Genomic DNA, 16,808 nt, shown 5'->3' with positions numbered 1-16,808 from the left:
TAAAGGAAGCGCTCAATGAACAAGGTGGGCAACATGAATAAAGTGACGTTCCCCAACGCCTGCCAACTGATGCGCTGGCATTTTCATCCAATGGGCTTCGAGGGCAGCATGGACGCGCCCGGCAGCATGATCGCCCGCCTGTTTGACCGCGTCAGCGGCGAAACCCTGATTGCCATCGCCGGCATCCCTTGTGCCACGGTCATGAATGCCGCTGACGTAGAGCGGATTATCGAGGCGGTGGAGGATGAACTGGCGTCGTTTGTGCCACCGCTGTCACTGCGGGCCTGAGTGATCAGCCATCAGCCGCGCTGATCGTCAAAAAACGCTTTCTTTCCATCTACATGCTCCGAGGCCTTCGGCATATTCACGGCCTGGCCTTCGGGCTTCTCCACATACCAAAAGCAATGGCTGACCGCCCGGGTAATGCCGACGTAAGCCAGGCGCAGCGCTTCGTCTTTTTGTGCCGTGTCATAGGGTTCGCTGTCGCCAGACTTGCCCAGACCGGCCATACGATAGACCTGGTTTTTGTAGGGGGAACGGGTGAGGTGTTGGCAATCCCCAAGCAGGAATACGGCGTCCGCCTGTAAGCCTTTGGCACTGTGATAGGTCAGCTGTTTCAGCCTGCGAGCTTGAATCGGCAAGCTAGAATCCACATTAACTACAGACTTAATATGCTCTTGAATCAGTAACTTATCGCTACTTTTTCGATACAGCATTAATACCGACTCGCCCTTCTGATAATGCTCCAGCAACTGACGGCCCAGCGCCGCGTCGTCACGCTCCAGCACCTTGACCGGCTGCAACGCCTTGGGCGCGCCGCTGGCTTTGGCCTTCTTTCCGGGGATCGCCGGCGCGGTGCGCACGATGTGCTCGGCAGCATCGATAATGTGTTGGTGGCTGCGGTAATTCTCGCCCAGCATCACCCGCGTGGTGCTCGGCGACGGGAATTCCTGATTGAACTCCATGAAATACTTGGGTGAACTGCCCCGCCAGCCATAGATCGATTGCCAGTCATCGCCCACACACAACAGCGAAGAATGCTGGGCGCCACGGCCCACGTGCATCGCGGGGCCACGGCTACGGATTTCTCGCAGGCTGGCGCGGATCCACGAGACAATCTGCGGCGACACGTCCTGGAACTCATCGATCATCAGATGCGACAGCGGCCGTAACAGCGGGTCGCTGAGCAGCTTGAGGTTTTCCGGAGTGTTTTCACCGAACAACGAGAACATGCGGTTGTAGGTCATGATCGGCGGTGACTGGTCAAGCAGATGGTCTTCCAGGGCCTTCCAGAAAATGCTCAGCGCCTCGAAGAAGAAGCGGTCCGGATCGTCCTTGGCGAAAGTCATCTGACCCACGGCGGTGGGAACGTCCAACCCAAGGTTTTCAATAAAGCCGGCCGCCATGACAAAACTGTCGAGCAACGGGGCACCAGCCAGTTCACCTTTAACCTTGTAATCAAACCCGGGGCCGGAGGACGCATCCCCAGCCAAGCTGCTTAAAAGACGCTTGGATGATTCATAATTATCCAACCAAATTAGAGGCTTACGACAGAAAGCTTGAAATAAGGTTCGCTTCACTGCCCACTCCGCACGCAGTGACAGCTTGGCGTTGGGCCGACTGAGCTGGGCGTTTTCCCGCGAATCGAAACCCAGTACTACCCACGCGTCCAGCTCAGGGATATAGCCATGGCAATGGAACTGCGCGCCATTGATCTCAATGGTCTGGCGACTAGGCTCAATGCCTTTGATCGGCCAGGCACCTGCGCGAAACCATAGATCTTCGATTGCATCGCACAGTTCTTCATCTCGTTTAGCTGCCAGTTCGGTTACCGCCACGCGCCTTTGCACATCTGGGTGGTCACGTTCCAGCTCCTTGAGCTGCAAGCCATGCCGAGCCAGGGGCGCGATCAACGCTTGAAAGCGCGGGTGCTGCCCGTAAAGTCGGTGGTAGCAGGCATTCATTTGTTGGCGCTGGGCGTCGTTGATTCGCAGGTCGAACGGATTACTGTCGGCATCCTCGAAACCTGAGCTCAGGTTCTCAAATGCTTGCAGGCGCTCAAAACCCGGCAGGCTGCGGACCATCGGCAGGATGCGCGAGTGAAAGGTGCGCACCACCGCCTGGGCTTCTTTCATGCCAAGCGGTCGATCCCACAAGCTGAGAATATCCATAAGCTTGTTGATGAAATCCTTGCGCGACTCGCGGGTGAAGGTCACCACGGTCATCGAACTCAATTCAAAGCCCAGGTAATGGGTAAGCAACAATATGCGCAGGACCAGCGAGGTGGACTTACCCGCACCGGCCCCGGCGATCACTGAGGTGGACGGCGTGTCACTGAAGATCATCTTCCATTGCGCCGCACTGGGCTGGGCATGGGCCGGCAGCAAGCGAGCCACGTCGGCCTTGATGCGTTTCTTCACGTCCGCCGTCAAGGGCAATCGCCAATCATCGAACAAACTGTCATCGACACCGGGCGCACGATGCTCTTCGGGACGAAAGTCGCGTATCAACAGGACTTGTCGACCTTCCTCGATACCATCGGCCTTGCCCTCACGATAGCCATACTCCACACCCGCTTCGTGACCGCTGCGAAAACCATCGGCCTGACCGTGCAACCAGGAAAACCGGTGCTGTGCGCGCAAACGGGTCAAGCCATGGCCAAACAGGCGTGCAGCCAGGCGTTTCAACAGAGGCATTTGCGCCAATGGGAGCAGTTCGGGGGGCAGATCAGGCTTTTGTTGCGGCACGCGGACTCCTGCGGTGAGCTGGTTTGTGACAAGTGCGCCATGGTCGCCGGAATCGGCGCTCAGTTCCAGGCAATTGCTTTGCTGTCATGCAGTTAGCCGATGAAGTGAAAGTCAAAACACCGCTAACCAATCGCTTTACCTGATAGGAATCAGGCATTTTTTACGCTTTTTATCGATCATGGCCTACGGGATCATAAGCGCCATCAACAGGAGACGATCATGCTTGAACTTCGACCTTTCAACTCCCTGGGCGGCGCCCACCATGGCTGGCTTGATGCCCATCACCACTTCTCGTTCGCCGAATACCACGACCCCAAGCGCATGCACTGGGGCAACCTTCGCGTGTGGAACGACGACATTATCGCGCCAGGTACGGGCTTTCCACAGCATTCGCACCGTGACATGGAAATCATCACCTATGTGCGCGAAGGCGCCATCAGTCACGCCGACAACCTGGGCAATAAGGGCCGGACTGAAGCCGGCGACGTGCAGGTTATGAGCGCAGGCACTGGGATCGCCCATAGCGAATACAACCTGGAAGCGACGCCTACCAAGATTTTTCAAATCTGGATCATCCCGAACGAGGCCGGTTTGCCGCCCTCTTGGGGCGCAAAGCCATTTCCGAAAGGTGACCGCGAAGGGTTTGTCACCCTGGCCAGTGGCAAAGCCGGTGACAGCGAAAGCCTGCGCATTCGTGCTGATGCACGCTTGGTAGCAGCCAACCTGAAAGCCGGGGAAACGGCAGAGTATCGCTTGGACAGTGGCCGCCGTGCCTATCTGGTGCCAGCCACGGGAGTGATTGAAGTCAATGGCTTGCGTGCGCAAGCGCGGGACGGTGTTGCGATTGAAGATGAGCGGGTGTTGCGGGTCACGGCGATTGAAGACAGCGAGATCGTACTGGTCGATCTGGCCTGAGTTGAGTCTTCGTCCCGATAAATGTGGGAGGTGGAATGTCCCCTCCCACATGGTTTTCGGTGTTACTGGGAAATGGCGCCGTCTACCAGTACCTGGGCCTCTTCTACCAGCTGTTTGAGGTGATCTTCGCCGATAAAGCTCTCTGCGTAGATCTTGTAGATGTCTTCGGTACCCGATGGCCGTGCGGCGAACCAGCCGTTTTCGGTCATTACTTTCAGACCGCCAATGGCTTGATCGTTGCCCGGCGCGTGGCTGAGGATCTGCTGGATGCTTTCCCCAGCCAGTTCGGTGGAGGTCACCTGCTGTGGGGACAGCTTGCCCAGCAAGGCCTTCTGCGCCGGGGTGGCCTTGGCGTCGACGCGAATGGCGAACGGCTCGCCAAGGGCGTCAGTCAAACCACGGTAGATCTGGCTCGGGTCCTGGCCTTCGCGCGAGGTCATTTCCGCAGCCAGTAGCGCTGGGATCAGACCGTCTTTGTCGGTGCTCCACACCGTACCGTCTTTGCGCAGGAACGACGCACCGGCGCTTTCTTCGCCGCCAAAACCCAGCGACCCTTCGAACAAGCCATCGGCAAACCACTTGAAGCCTACCGGCACTTCATACAGCCGACGGCCAATGCGCGCGGCCACACGATCAATCAGGCCGCTGCTGACCACGGTCTTGCCCACGGCTGCATCCGCGCGCCAGTCGGGACGGTTCTGGAACAGATAATCGATGGACACGGCCAGGTAGTTATTCGGCGCCAACAGGCCGCCGGAGGGGGTAACAATACCGTGGCGGTCGTGGTCCGGGTCGCAGGCGAAAGCGACGTCGAAACGCTCCTTTAGCCCGATCAAACCCTGCATGGCGTAGCTGGAGGACGGATCCATGCGGATCTGGCCGTCCCAGTCGACGCTCATGAAGCGGAAGGTGGAATCGACTTCAGTGTTCACCACGTCCAGGTTCAGGCGGTAGTGCTCGGCAATCGCCGACCAATAGCGCACTCCTGCTCCGCCCAATGGATCCACGCCCAGGCGCAGATCAGCGCTGCGGATAGCGTCCATGTCGATCACATTGACCAAGTCGGCCACGTAGCTGTTGAGGTAGTCGTGACGATGGGTGGTGTCAGCCTTGAGTGCCTGGGCGTGGGTGATGCGTTTGACCCCGGCCAGCTTATTGGCCAGCAACTCGTTGGCTTTGGCTTCGATCCACTTGGTGACGTGGGTATCAGCCGGGCCACCATTGGGCGGGTTGTACTTGTAACCACCACTTTGCGGCGGGTTGTGGGACGGCGTAATGACGATGCCGTCCGCCAGCCCGCTGGTACGGCCACGGTTGTAGCAGATGATGGCGTGGGAAATCGCCGGGGTCGGCGTGTATTCATCACCCTCCGCCAGCATTACATGGACGCCGTTGGCCGCCAGGACTTCCAAAGCGCTCGCGCCGGCAGGCGTCGACAGCGCATGGGTGTCGAGCCCGACAAACAGTGGACCGTTGATGCCTTGGGCTTCGCGATACAGGCAGATGGCCTGGCTGATGGCGAGTACGTGCCATTCGTTAAAGCTCAGCTCGAAGGAGCTACCACGGTGCCCCGAAGTACCGAAGGCCACACGTTGGGTGGAGATCGCTGCATCAGGCTGGCCGGTGTAATAGGCCGTAACCAGTCGCGGGATATCCACCAGCAACTGGGCCGGCGCCGGTTTGCCCGCAAAAGGACTGATTGTCATGCATAAACCTCGGATAGAAGGATCTGGAAAAATGGCAGTTTACTGAGAGTTCGACTACGGCGCGACGGTATCGATCCTACAACCGTAAGAGAAATTTCACCCAGTCTGCGCCTGCCGCAGTGCGTCACTCAACGCTGCCAGTGCAATATCCAGATTAGGCTGCCCGTGAAAGGTGTGACTCAAGCGCAGGTTTTGTTGATGCAATCCGCTGACACTGAACAACTCGCCGGGCGAGATCACTACCTGCCGACCCAGCAACCGCTGGAATGCCTGACGCATGTCCACCGCACGGCTGGAGGCCAGCCAAAAGGCGGCGCCGGCGGCAGGCATCCGATAGGTCACCTGGTCGCCCAGGTGCTGCTCCAGGCGCTGACTCATTTGCACGGCCTGCTCGCTCAACTGCTGGCGCAGTACGCGCAGGTGCTGGTCCAGTCGCCCGCTTTGGTACAGGCGGGCAATCGCTCGCTGACGGATCGACGATAAGCGGAATGAGCGCAACAAGAATTGACGCTGTAGCTCGTTGCTCATGCGTCGGGACAGCAGATACCCATAAGGAGCTTCAGAACCAAGCACCTTCTCGAACGAAGAAAATACAATCAGCCGCTCAGGGTTCACTAATTCGCGCAATGCCGTGTGCGGCGCTTCGAAACCCAGCTCACCGAAGGTGTCGTTTTCCAGCAACCAGCAACCGTGTTGTTCCAGCAGTTGTGCAACGTAAAGACGCTCGTCAATGGACATAGCCACCCCTGACGGCAGGCTGACCGAAGACGAGAGCAACACCAACTGCACCGACTCATCGCGTAGCAGTCTGGCCAACGTGTTCCGGTCAATACCGCCCTCCTTCGTCCAGGGCAACTCGATGATGCGCACCCCAGCGCCCTGCAACAACCGCAGGATCACCCAATCACAGGGTGACTCCACGATGACGGTAGTGCCCCGCAGGCCCAGCACTTCGATCAGAATATCCAGCACACCACGAAGGTCGGCACCGATATACACATCGTCGGCATGCCAGCAGCGCGTAGCTGAAGAGGTATAACGTGCCGCCAGCGCCGCACGTAACTCCCACACACCACATGGCTGGGACCATGGCTGCAACTGCGGCGGATACTGGCGCACCAACTCCCGCTCGAGTCGCAGCAGCGTTTCATCCAGCGCCCCCAGCAAGGCCGGCTCGTCACCACTGAAGACCGCCATGCCAGGGCGCCGAGCGGCAGCGTACAAGCGGTCGAGCAAATCCCCTCCCGCCCACGGCATCGGGTTTGCGGACATTGGCCAGGCGTAATAACCGGACTTGGCCACCGAATAGACCCTGCCCTCCTTCTCCAGCAGTGCATAGGCATACTGAATCGTCGAAATCGACACATTCAGGCGCCCGGCCAACTGCCGCAGGGACGGCAGTTTTACCCGGGTGTCGGTGCTGACTTCGTTGATCAGACTGATCATGTAGCGATAGACCGCCTGATACGCGAAATCCGCCTGACGCTCGCCACGCAGCGTCATCGACCGAACAATGGCACGGCCTGAGCCGCACTTTGGACCGCACCGTCTTGGCGTACGTCTTTCGCACTGACCACCTGCCGTTTGCGGTACAGATGCTGCAACAAGGGCAAGGGCAAGCCGCTGGTGTCCATTATCCACTGCTGCAGCATCTCGGCGCAGGGCTTGTCTTGCAGGACTTTGTGCAATTCGGGCAGTGCCACCAGCATGCCCGGATGGCATTGGCGCAAGTAACCCTCCAAGCGCTGGCCGTGATCAAGAAAGGGAGAGAACAGCATGCAGATCAGCTGAGTTTCATCCAGGCCAAAAAATTGCTGGGCGTAGGTGCTCGACAGCATCCGCCCTTCAGGGGTCCCGGCCTGAGCCAGCACATCTTCGGGCATACGCAGGCGACGCATGTAGGCATCGGCCTGTTGGATAAAGCCGTCGACACCGTCTTCATAATCCAGTTCATGCAGAAACTCGGCCTGCAGCCCGCGCAGATGCGCCATCAGCAACGGATTGGAATAGGCCGGATGGCTGAAGTGAAAGCCCAGCGGGTCTGGAACGTAAGCCATGAACTCAGTCAACAAGGGGGCCGACGCCATGTCGACATCTTCCAGCAGATCGGCGATGCCGATGTAGGCCAAGTGACGGTGCCCGGCTTTGCTGGGATTATCGTTGGCGGTGTATTCCTCACCGAATACATCACGGTAGTAACCGGTGCTGCACTCGTCCATGCGCGCAAACAGCGCGTTGAGCGACAGCGAGCTGCTCTTGGGAACAGCGATACCCGCACTTTGAGCAGTTTGCTTGAACCAGGCTAAAAACTGACTCTGCTTACGCGGTGAATCACCGCTGACCAGCGCATGGACGCCGCCGTTGTAAGTGGTGACGCGCTGGTAAAAATCACCGACCGCCAAGTAGGTGTCGTTGCACAACGTAGCGCGACAGTCCCCGGCACTCACGTGGCCCACCATCAACATATTGCGCTGGCTGACCTCCCGCCCGATCGCTGACGCGGGGCGCAGATGGTTGAAGGGCTGCACTTCCCGATTTTCCACCATCAATAACTCCACGCGCGGGTCGTCGTGGAGAAACAGCCGGCCGTAGCCGCGATTGAGGGTATCGAGTTGGCCCTCGGTCATGCCTGCGTGCCGTAACGTCGCGACCCTGAGATGAAAGGTACGGGGTGCCCGACCGGCAATGGTCAACTGGGCGGCGCGCAGCAATGCCAGGGAGTAACTGCTGACTTCACCGCCACCATGGGCCACCAGCACTTTGAAATCCCCAACCTGCTCCATGCCCCCTGCTGCAACAACGATTCGCTGCACCAATAACTGCAGGGCGGTACGGCCTGCGCGAGTGAAGTGCCCAATCAAACGTTGCAGAACTTGCTGGTAGACATGATTCATAGCCTGTTCGTGAATAGTGCTCATAGTTCTACTACCTGAGTTGAAATATCAGTTTCAAGCAACTGCTGACAGTGTTTGCTCGACCTATTTTGCGTGTAGGAAAATCGCGCACCGCATTGTGCGCCGATGATTAAACACTAGCACCGCGCAACAAAACGACAGGGATCGCCAGGGGTTTATCCCTCACCCTTAAAAACCCATAACCAAATGAATCTAAAGGTAAATCCAGAAAAACAAACTAGACTTAGGACTCTTCCGACAAGTTCCTACACATTTTTAATCAGCCTTTTAAAGAGGCGTCCGACAAATAGACTCAAACAACTTTCCCTTTTGCAGGGCAGGTACGACTTATGAAGGCTCCTTCCGTCACGAGCCCGTGTGCGCGCCACACTCATAGTTCGAATAAGTATCTGCAGAGTTTTCATAGATTCAATCATTGCTCAATCCTTGAGATGAAAGTGAAGACGCAATTATCAAGGCTGGAATAATGATTAATAGATACAGAAGCCCGCCTAAAACCAGTTCAGATGAGCGCGGGATGTCGCGTACGGGACGCACAAACAACAACGCCGCACTGGGATTCAGCGCGGCGTCAGGGAGGAAGAGCAGGATTTGGGGGCTAAAGTGCCGAATCGGCACCTTCTGGGGCGAGCGGGTTAAGCCCTGTCAAATGGCGTATTTGCCCCATTCACTCAGGCACCGGAACACTCATTTACGAATACTCCTACAGCTCAAACAGCCGCAACCTGCAAAGCAACTCGCTCGCGGCACGGGCATTCGTCCATATAACGGTGCGCTTCCACGAACTGGTTGAACGGAAACACCGTGGTTTTCAGTGGAAGCAGCACGCGGTCGGCGGTGAGTTGGTTGATATCACGCAACGCACGTTGCAATGCCACTTGGTCCTGAATGATGCCCAGCTCCGGTTTACCGGTGAAATTACCGATGCAGTGCACGAAGAACTGAATGTTCTTCTGGAACGCCGCACACGCGGGGAATGGCGTCTGGTTGCCGCCCTGCAAGCCATACAGCACCAAGCTGCCACGGGGCGCCAGCACATCGCCGAGCAATGACATCTGCGGGCCACCCAAGCCATCGAACACCACGTCAACGCCACGGTTGTCGGTGAACTTGTTGATTTGCATCAGCAGGTCCTGCTCTTCGGTGACGATCACCTTCTCGGCCCCGAGGGACAGCAGGTACTCACGCTCAGCGCTGTCCTTGGTTGCGGCAATCACCCGCACACCCAGGGCCTTACCCAGCTGGACAAAGGAAGGGCCTGCGCAATGGCTCGCATCGGTGACCAGGGCAAATTGCCCCGGTTTGACCCGAGCCAGATCCATATAAGCAAAGTAAGCAATCAACAGCGGCGTGTAATGCACGCTCGCTTCAATAGGGCTCAGCACGTCCGGGTAGCGAGTCAGGGCTGAACGGGGCATGACGATTTGTTCGCCATACACCGGGTAATCATTGGGGCTCTCGGCCGGAAAACTGGCCACCTTATCGCCCACAACCAAGTCGTCCACGCCCTCGCCAAGGGCGACGACCACCCCAGCCATCTCGTGGCCAAGGCCAGATGGAAGACGGGCGTGGGAAGACGCCAGGTTCTGGCGCCACAAAATGTCATACCAACTGATGCCAATCGCCTCGACACGCACCTGCACTTCGCCCGGTGCAGGCTGCGCGGCTGCATGCTCTTCGCATTTGAGCACCTCGGCCGGACCAAACTTGTGAAAACGGATCGTGCGGGACATCGCAAACCTCGTCAAAGTAACCTCTAATGCCATGAACTTTATCTGGGCTTTGCGGGTAAGACCACAGGTCGCCATTAATAGTCGACATGCCTGTCATCGATTCCACGCCTGAGGAATAGACCCCAACTATCGTAGGAAAACTCAATTATCCTGTGCAGAGTACCAGCCTTTCCCCGTAAGATTAATGCTGGTCATCGTTTCCATGTGGCCGCTCACGTCAAGCTAGCTGACTCTTCCAGGACACAAGATGAACCGTAACGACCTGCGTCGTGTCGACCTTAACCTCTTGATCGTATTCGAAACCTTGATGCATGAGCGCAGTGTGACCCGTGCCGCCGAGAAACTCTTTCTCGGCCAGCCAGCCATCAGCGCGGCATTGTCGCGGCTGCGTGGTCTGTTTGACGACCCGCTGTTTGTACGCACCGGGCGCAGCATGGAGCCATCGGCCCGAGCGGTGGAAATCTTCGCCCTGCTCTCGCCGGCCCTCGACTCAATCTCAACCGCCGTCAGCCGCGCCGCCGAGTTCGACCCGGCAACCAGCACCGCCGTGTTCCGCATCGGCCTGTCCGACGATGTCGAATTCGCCCTACTGCCTCAACTGCTCAAACGCCTGCGAGCTGAAGCCCCAGGCATCGTGCTGGTGGTGCGTCGCGTCAACTACATCCTGATGCCGGGCCTGCTGGCCTCTGGCGAAATCTCCATCGGCGTCAGCTACACCGCCGACCTGCCGGCCAACGCCAAGCGCAAAGTGTTGCGCCGCAGCCTGCCCAAACTGCTGCGCGCCGACAGCGTACCCGGCTCCTTGAGCCTGGACGACTTCTGCGCCCGCCCCCATGCCTTGGTATCGTTTGCCGGTGACTTGAGCGGGTTTATCGATGAAGAGCTGGAAAAGCTCGACCGCAAGCGCCATGTGGTGCTTGCCGTGCCGCAGTTCAACGGTCTGGGCACCCTGCTGGCGGGCACCGATATCCTCGCGACCGTACCGGATTATGCGGCTGAAGCGCTGACATCCGCCGGCGGCTTGCGCGCCGAAGACCCACCGTTGCCGGTGCGCTCGTTTGAACTGCACATGGCCTGGCGTGGGTCGCAGGACAATGATCCGGGGGAGCGGTGGTTGCGGTCGCGGATACAGATGTTTTTTGGCGACCCTGAGAGTCTTTAGGCGTCGTCTGGCAGGCTGTTAATCTGATCATTTTTTGCCTTTCCACAAACCATGTAGCTCCATTCACTTCCAGTGGATTGCGACATTGGGGGCATATTTGAGGGCATGCTTTGGATGGTTTGAAAAGGATGCCCCCAGCCTGAGGCCAAGCAGGCTATGGATGAGGATGGTTGGACTGAGGGAGATATGAACCCTCGGCCCTACCCCCGTATCAATGGCCGAGCCGTAGTGAGCGCACCACCCACCACGCTGGACAAATGCGTGCAAATGTAAAAAATTATGATGGCACAATGCCTCGGAAACCGGCAATATCCACACGTTCCCAACGGATTTGAAGGAGCGGTTCCGATGACATGGCCTGTCACGCTGAAACTCGACAGCGAAGCCTACCCGCTCAGCGTGGTGCAACGCGCCGCTTATTCCCTTGCCGACACTGTCGCGATCCAGGCCGGTATTGAAACCAATCAGATAAGTCTCACGGCCCACCCCGCTGAAGCAAGGCTAACGCTTTCCCCGGAGCAGACTCACTCGCTGATCCTCCAGCATCTGAACGACTTCGCCCTACGCGACCATATCAACCGCGAAACAGTAGGGTTGCGCGAAGTCCTGGCCCGAGCCGCGCTCGCTGGATGTGGGGTTTCGCAGTGACACTGATTGCGACAGACGCCAAGCACTACCGCTTGCTGCCTTTTCGATTCATGCGCATGAACACGGGACATGACCGTGACATCCTACTCACCTCCGATACCGGTGAGTACATGCACGTGAACGACGCGCAATTACGAGCCCTCAGTTACTTCGACGTTCCAGCAAGTACGCCTTTTTACAAGGACCTGCTGGCCCGCCACTTCATCTATGAACCATGCCGCCACGACCCGTTCCCTGAAATGGCCGCGCAGTATCGCAGCCGCAAGGACTTCATTTTCCAGGGCCCTGCACTGCACTTGTTCGTGGTTACATTGCGCTGCAACCACACCTGCCAGTACTGCCAAGTGTCGCGGGCCCCTCTGGGAGGATCCGGCCACGACCTGTCGGAAGCGGATGCACAGTCGGCGGTCGATCGCCTGTTCGAATCGAACGCTCCCGCCCTGACTGTGGAGTTTCAGGGTGGCGAGCCACTTCTGGCCTTCGAGCGCGTCCGCCAGATTGTCGAATGGATCGTTGAACGGAACGTGGTCGAACAACGGGATATCCAGTTCGTCGTCACCACCACGCTGCACCACCTGACGGAGGAAATACTCGACTTCGCAGAACAAAATCGCATCCAGTTTTCGACTTCGCTCGATGGGCCGGCGCCCTTGCACAATGCCAACCGCCCTACCCCGTCAAGAGACTCTTACGAGCGCACTGTAAAAGGCATCCAGTGGGTCCGTGAGCGCCTTGGCCATGATGCAGTTTCCGCGCTGACCACGCTGACTTCAAGAAGCCTCGAACAACCTGAAGCGATCATCGATGAGTATGTAAGCCAGGGCTTCTCCAGCATCTCGCTTCGGCCTCTGAGCCCTTATGGGTTTGCCACCAAGAGTGCCCATCGACTTGATTACCCTATTGAGCGATACCTGGCCTTCTACAAGAAGGCACTGGCCTATTTGCTGCATATCAACCAACAGGGCGTATACCTCTCAGAGAGTTATACGAGCCTGTTGCTGAAGAATATCCTGACACCCTTCTCCTCCGGCTATGTAGACCTGCGCTCTCCTGCTGGCGCAGGCACTGCGGCGCTGGTTTACAACTATGACGGTTACGTCTATCCCTCGGACGAAGCCCGAATGTTGCTGGAGATGGGTGAAGACGGCTTGAGGCTCGGCACCGTGCAGCAACCCTTGTCTGAGTTACTCGCATCGCCCGTTATGAATGCGTTGCTCGCCAGTGGTGTAGCAGAGGCGCTGCCGGGCTGCTCCGACTGCGCACTTGTCCCGTACTGTGGTGCTGACCCCGTCGAACACTATGCCCGCCAAGCTGACCCGATCGGACACCGAGTGTTCAGCAGCTTCTGCAAGAAGAACATGGGGCTGCTGAAGCATCTTTTCGGCCTACTTTGCGATGGCGACGACAACGTGCAGAGGGTGCTGCTGTCTTGGTTGAACAGGCGCTCTTACAACGATGTCCGGTTCCCGGGTTACAGGGGCTGATGGCGATGCTGCGCAAAGATACCCACTTCGAAATCCATCACCTGAATGAGCCGAAACTGCTCAAGGTCATCACTCTGGATGAGTTCATCGAACAAGGCCTGGCTGTTTGTGCCGGAAGCGCTGAGTTCGGTGACCTCGTGCTTTTGCTGCCAAACGAACAACGGCTACGGAGCCCGCATCTGCTCTCATTGCCAGTGGGTGGATTCCTGATCCCGGAACCATTGATCGGCGACTTCGACAGCGCGCGGCTACACCTGCACACCCCCAAAGATGCGGATGTCGTGCAGTCCGGCGATGTCATTGCCATCACACCAGGCAACGCGTTGGTGCGAGTGCTCTATCGACGAGGCTCAGACAGCAACCTGCTGTTCATGACCGATCGTTGCAACAGCCTCTGTCTGATGTGCTCGCAGCCGCCCAAAGATATCGATGACCGTTGGCACATCGAGGAGAACCTACGGCTGATCGACCTGATGGACCCGGGCGAGGAAAATCTGGGAATCAGCGGCGGAGAACCAACGCTTTATCGCGACGGCCTGCTCGAAATCCTGGCCAAGTGCAAAGCCGTTTTGCCGCAGAAATCCATTCATGTGCTCAGCAACGGGCGTCTGTTCCAAGACCCGAGCTGGATCGCAGCGCTCTCTGCCATCGGCCACCCTCAGTTGAGCTGGGGCATCCCGCTGTATGCCGACAATGCCGAAGACCATGACCATGTGGTGCAGGCTCCAGGCGCGTTCAGCGAAACCCTGCAAGGTCTTTACAACCTGGCGCGCGCCAACCAGATCATCGAGATACGCGTGGTGCTCAATCGCCTGACCACGCCACGCTTGCCCGAGCTCGCCCACTACGTGTTCAGGAACCTGCCCTTCGTGCGGCATGTTGCGCTGATGGGTATCGAAAGTACCGGCCTGGCCAGGAAGAACTACGAAGAACTGTGGATTGACCCGCTGGACTATCAAGAGTCGTTGAGCCAGGCCGTGTATTTCCTGTTCAACCGCGGAGTGCCGGTTTCGATCTACAACTTGCCCCTGTGCCTGATCCCGGCCCACCTCTCGCGTTTCGCCCGCCAGAGCATCTCGGACTGGAAGAACCTGTTCATCGATACCTGCCAGCAATGCGCTGCCGTCAAACATTGCTCTGGCTTCTTCAAATCCCACACCGACCGCTGGGAGAGCCGCGGCGTACAACTACTATCGACCGAGGCCTTTAGCGCCTATGCAAGGAGTGCACAGTGAAATTGCTCGACCGCTGGAAAGTCCTGATCAGTGGGATCAGCTTGCTGCCAATGGCAGGTACCACCCTGGCACAGGCGGGCCATCTGTCGCTCGCCGATGCCAACTGGCAACCCAACGACAAGCTACAGCCCCCGGTATTTGCCGATACGCTCAATGCGCCAGACACCGTCAACATATATGCGGCACATCGCTCGCACAGTTCACACCGGTCCCACAGTTCGCACAGTTCTCACTACAGCGGCTCGGGTGGCTATAGCGCACCTCGCTACTACAGCCCTCCCGCTACCAGTACCCGAAGCTACAGCGCGCCGAGTGCTTCGAGCAGCACCTCAAGCAGCAACAGCCTTTATCAGTCGTCTGGCACTACCAGCGGGACAAGTTCGAGCACTTCGAGGAGCCGCGCGACCAATGAGCAGAAAAGCAACCTGGTCACCCGTGTGCAGACCGCGCTGATGGTGCGCCAGTATTACCAAGGCACCATTGATGGGGTGATGGGCAAGGCGACACGTGGTGCGTTGATGGCCTTTCAGATGGACAGTGGGCTGACCGTGAATGGCCGGATGGATACGCCATCGTTGAATGCGTTGGGTATCAAGATTCCATAAGTCGCTTCAGGTTAAAGCTAGCGTCCAGTCAGCAACGAAGGAATTATCCCATGCAGCACATCATTCAAGTCGACAACACTCTCTGGGCATTGATCAGCCGCCTGCAAGGCAAGGAACTGCAAACACCGTCGCGTAGCGCCCGTTTCCGTATCACGACCGTTGATGCAAATCGCGTTGTGATTGAGACCGGATCGGAAGACTCGCAGTTGGCGCTGACTCGAGCAGCTTTCCAGCAAACGTTGGACTACCTCGCCGGTAACAATCATTTCGGCCAAGCACAAGCTGTGGAAATCAGCTCCAACCATACGTACGAAAAAGCCGGCCCACTTTGCCAGGCGGCTCGTTACAGAGCAGAAGGCAAGCCGGGCCGTACCAACATCACCTACATTCTGCCGATTCTGGAGCAGTGCCAGGCAGTCGGCATCCGGTCAACCACCCCAAACAGCACTTGGCTGCTGCCCTGAACCGAGTTATAGGCCTCCTTTTAAGGCCTAAACTTGGTCGACCTCAGATAACAGCCATAGTCGGTTAGCAGGCAATATATACAGACTGATTGAAGACCCAACCATTGAGCGCAGTTATGAATTAACCTCTGACCAAGACAGACCAGCGGGCTATTGCAGCACATCCCGCCATCAGCCTGGCTTTGTCGCTCTTTTTTTAGAACTCGAAGGTCCCCAACAAGGCTAGAAGGCTCTAGCATGGGATCTGACGCCTACTGATGAGCAATACGTACGGATACAGAAATGGCAAGGATTGATCTGAAAGTCCCCTTCTCAGAAAAAGATGAAGCGAAATCACTCGGTGCCAAGTGGGACCCGGGCCTGAAGACTTGGTACATCCCCGAGGGTGTCGACATCGGCCCCTTGGCTCAATGGCTACCCGTAACAGAGCACGCAGACCTCGAGCACGGACCTGAATTTAGTGTCAGAGCACCGTATTACTACATCATAGAGTCAGTGTCCGACTGCTGGGACTGTTCTAATTTGACCCGCGTGTTTTCGTTCAAGCTGCCCGAGCAACACGAAGAGTTCGATTACTACGAGGATGAGGACGAAGATTTCGCGCTCACAAGCAACCTCGGCGAATGGAAGTGCCATGGGTATCGCGGAACGATCTCCAATATCGCCAGCCTCTCTCCCGGGGTCGCGAAGCAGATCCATCACTTCACTAACAAGTTCAAGCAGGCCTACAGCAAAACGGTAGGCAGCCGTTACCTGATGAATCACTGCGAAAACTGCGGAGCCAAGCTCGGCGATTTTTTCATGCACAGCGAACCTGGTGGAGCTTTCTTCCCAACCTCACCACAAGAAGCTCAGCGGATGACTCTAATCAGAATCAACGAGCGGTTCGACGCGAACTGCAGCGTCGGCTTTGCATCCGAAGATTTTTTCGAATGGATGCAGGTTCGCGAGCAACCCTAATTACCCTATCCAATACCGTACGGCTCGAGGACCTCAGCTTTTCACGACAGCGGACCGTACTGAGCTTTCCAAGCCTTCAGGCCGGAGTGATTGCCACCTTTCGTTTCGATGACTTCACCGTTTCCAGGGGGAACGTGTCGCTTACCCTCAACCTATGAACTACTGAAGGCCATCTGAATCCATCTGGTTTCTGTCGGAAATCTCCACCAAGAACCTGATACACCTAGGGGCAAC

The 16,808-nt window shown here is 57.4% G+C and carries 14 protein-coding genes and 1 pseudogene; 9 read left to right on the top strand and 6 right to left on the bottom strand.

Annotated features, from left to right (window positions below):
* The first annotated feature begins 15 nt into the window (after positions 1–15).
* On the top strand, positions 16–288 hold the full coding sequence (locus ACEN2T_RS01475) for a DUF1652 domain-containing protein (RefSeq protein ID WP_032891472.1): 273 nt from the start codon (positions 16–18) through the stop codon (positions 286–288).
* 11 nt (positions 289–299) lie between these two features.
* Here the strand turns inward: ACEN2T_RS01475 and ACEN2T_RS01470 are convergent, their stop codons facing one another.
* A complete protein-coding gene (locus ACEN2T_RS01470; protein WP_442116160.1) occupies positions 300–2,747 on the bottom strand; it encodes a UvrD-helicase domain-containing protein in 2,448 nt (815 codons plus the stop codon).
* Positions 2,748–2,966: 219 nt separating this feature from the next.
* On the opposite strand from ACEN2T_RS01470, the gene ACEN2T_RS01465 reads away from it, so the two are divergent.
* A complete protein-coding gene (locus ACEN2T_RS01465; RefSeq protein ID WP_099602454.1) occupies positions 2,967–3,662 on the top strand; it encodes a pirin family protein in 696 nt (231 codons plus the stop codon).
* 62 nt (positions 3,663–3,724) lie between these two features.
* On the opposite strand, the gene pgm is transcribed toward ACEN2T_RS01465, so the two are convergent.
* The 4 genes from pgm to ACEN2T_RS01445 form a co-directional block, all read right to left on the bottom strand.
* Positions 3,725–5,368, bottom strand: a complete 1,644-nt coding sequence (pgm, locus tag ACEN2T_RS01460) for a phosphoglucomutase (alpha-D-glucose-1,6-bisphosphate-dependent) (protein ID WP_442116159.1) — start codon at positions 5,366–5,368, stop codon at positions 3,725–3,727.
* A gap of 96 nt (positions 5,369–5,464) precedes the next feature.
* The gene (locus tag ACEN2T_RS01455) at positions 5,465–6,871 is read right to left on the bottom strand and encodes an aminotransferase-like domain-containing protein (RefSeq protein ID WP_032891468.1); all 1,407 of its coding nucleotides are present in this window, start codon (positions 6,869–6,871) and stop codon (positions 5,465–5,467) included.
* Positions 6,868–8,286: a hypothetical protein gene (locus ACEN2T_RS01450; RefSeq protein WP_442116158.1), complete on the bottom strand. Its 1,419-nt coding sequence runs from the start codon at positions 8,284–8,286 to the stop codon at positions 6,868–6,870. The genes ACEN2T_RS01455 and ACEN2T_RS01450 overlap by 4 nt, the downstream gene beginning before the upstream one ends.
* Positions 8,287–8,993: 707 nt before the next feature.
* Positions 8,994–10,016, bottom strand: coding sequence for a zinc-dependent alcohol dehydrogenase family protein (locus ACEN2T_RS01445; RefSeq protein WP_032891466.1), 1,023 nt, complete (start codon positions 10,014–10,016; stop codon positions 8,994–8,996).
* 247 nt (positions 10,017–10,263) lie between these two features.
* Here ACEN2T_RS01445 and ACEN2T_RS01440 point away from each other — a divergent pair, with 247 nt between their 5' ends.
* The 7 genes from ACEN2T_RS01440 to ACEN2T_RS01410 all read left to right on the top strand — a co-directional run bounded on the left by ACEN2T_RS01440 (position 10,264) and on the right by ACEN2T_RS01410 (position 16,574).
* Positions 10,264–11,178 carry a LysR substrate-binding domain-containing protein gene (locus ACEN2T_RS01440; RefSeq protein WP_010210548.1) on the top strand — a complete coding sequence of 305 codons (915 nt, stop codon included), beginning with the start codon at positions 10,264–10,266 and terminating at the stop codon, positions 11,176–11,178.
* Positions 11,179–11,526: 348 nt separating this feature from the next.
* Entirely contained in the window at positions 11,527–11,826 is a 300-nt protein-coding gene (gene hxsD, locus ACEN2T_RS01435) for a His-Xaa-Ser system protein HxsD (RefSeq protein WP_442116157.1), read from the top strand.
* Positions 11,823–13,310: a His-Xaa-Ser system radical SAM maturase HxsB gene (hxsB, locus tag ACEN2T_RS01430; RefSeq protein ID WP_442116156.1), complete on the top strand. Its 1,488-nt coding sequence runs from the start codon at positions 11,823–11,825 to the stop codon at positions 13,308–13,310. The genes hxsD and hxsB overlap by 4 nt, the downstream gene beginning before the upstream one ends.
* Entirely contained in the window at positions 13,310–14,545 is a 1,236-nt protein-coding gene (gene hxsC / locus ACEN2T_RS01425; RefSeq protein WP_034103417.1) for a His-Xaa-Ser system radical SAM maturase HxsC, read from the top strand. Before hxsB ends, hxsC begins: the two co-directional genes overlap by 1 nt.
* Positions 14,542–15,150 (top strand): His-Xaa-Ser repeat protein HxsA, encoded by a 609-nt coding sequence (hxsA, locus tag ACEN2T_RS01420; RefSeq protein WP_034103419.1) that lies wholly within the window; start codon positions 14,542–14,544, stop codon positions 15,148–15,150. Before hxsC ends, hxsA begins: the two co-directional genes overlap by 4 nt.
* A 50-nt stretch (positions 15,151–15,200) precedes the next feature.
* Positions 15,201–15,614 (top strand): hypothetical protein, encoded by a 414-nt coding sequence (locus ACEN2T_RS01415; protein WP_029612449.1) that lies wholly within the window; start codon positions 15,201–15,203, stop codon positions 15,612–15,614.
* Positions 15,615–15,896: 282 nt separating this feature from the next.
* Positions 15,897–16,574: a DUF5710 domain-containing protein gene (locus tag ACEN2T_RS01410; protein WP_034103424.1), complete on the top strand. Its 678-nt coding sequence runs from the start codon at positions 15,897–15,899 to the stop codon at positions 16,572–16,574.
* Between the two features lie 41 nt (positions 16,575–16,615).
* Here ACEN2T_RS01410 and ACEN2T_RS01405 read toward each other — a convergent pair.
* Positions 16,616–16,717 (bottom strand): annotated as a pseudogene (locus tag ACEN2T_RS01405) (transcriptional regulator); the annotation flags it as partial.
* Between the last annotated feature and the right edge of the window lie 91 nt (positions 16,718–16,808).

The organism is Pseudomonas sp. W22_MBD1_FP4 (assembly GCF_052113765.1).
Taxonomy (GTDB): Bacteria; Pseudomonadota; Gammaproteobacteria; order Pseudomonadales; family Pseudomonadaceae; genus Aquipseudomonas; species Aquipseudomonas sivasensis.
Note: the sequence above shows the minus strand (reverse complement) of the source record. Positions and strands in the feature narration are given on the sequence as shown.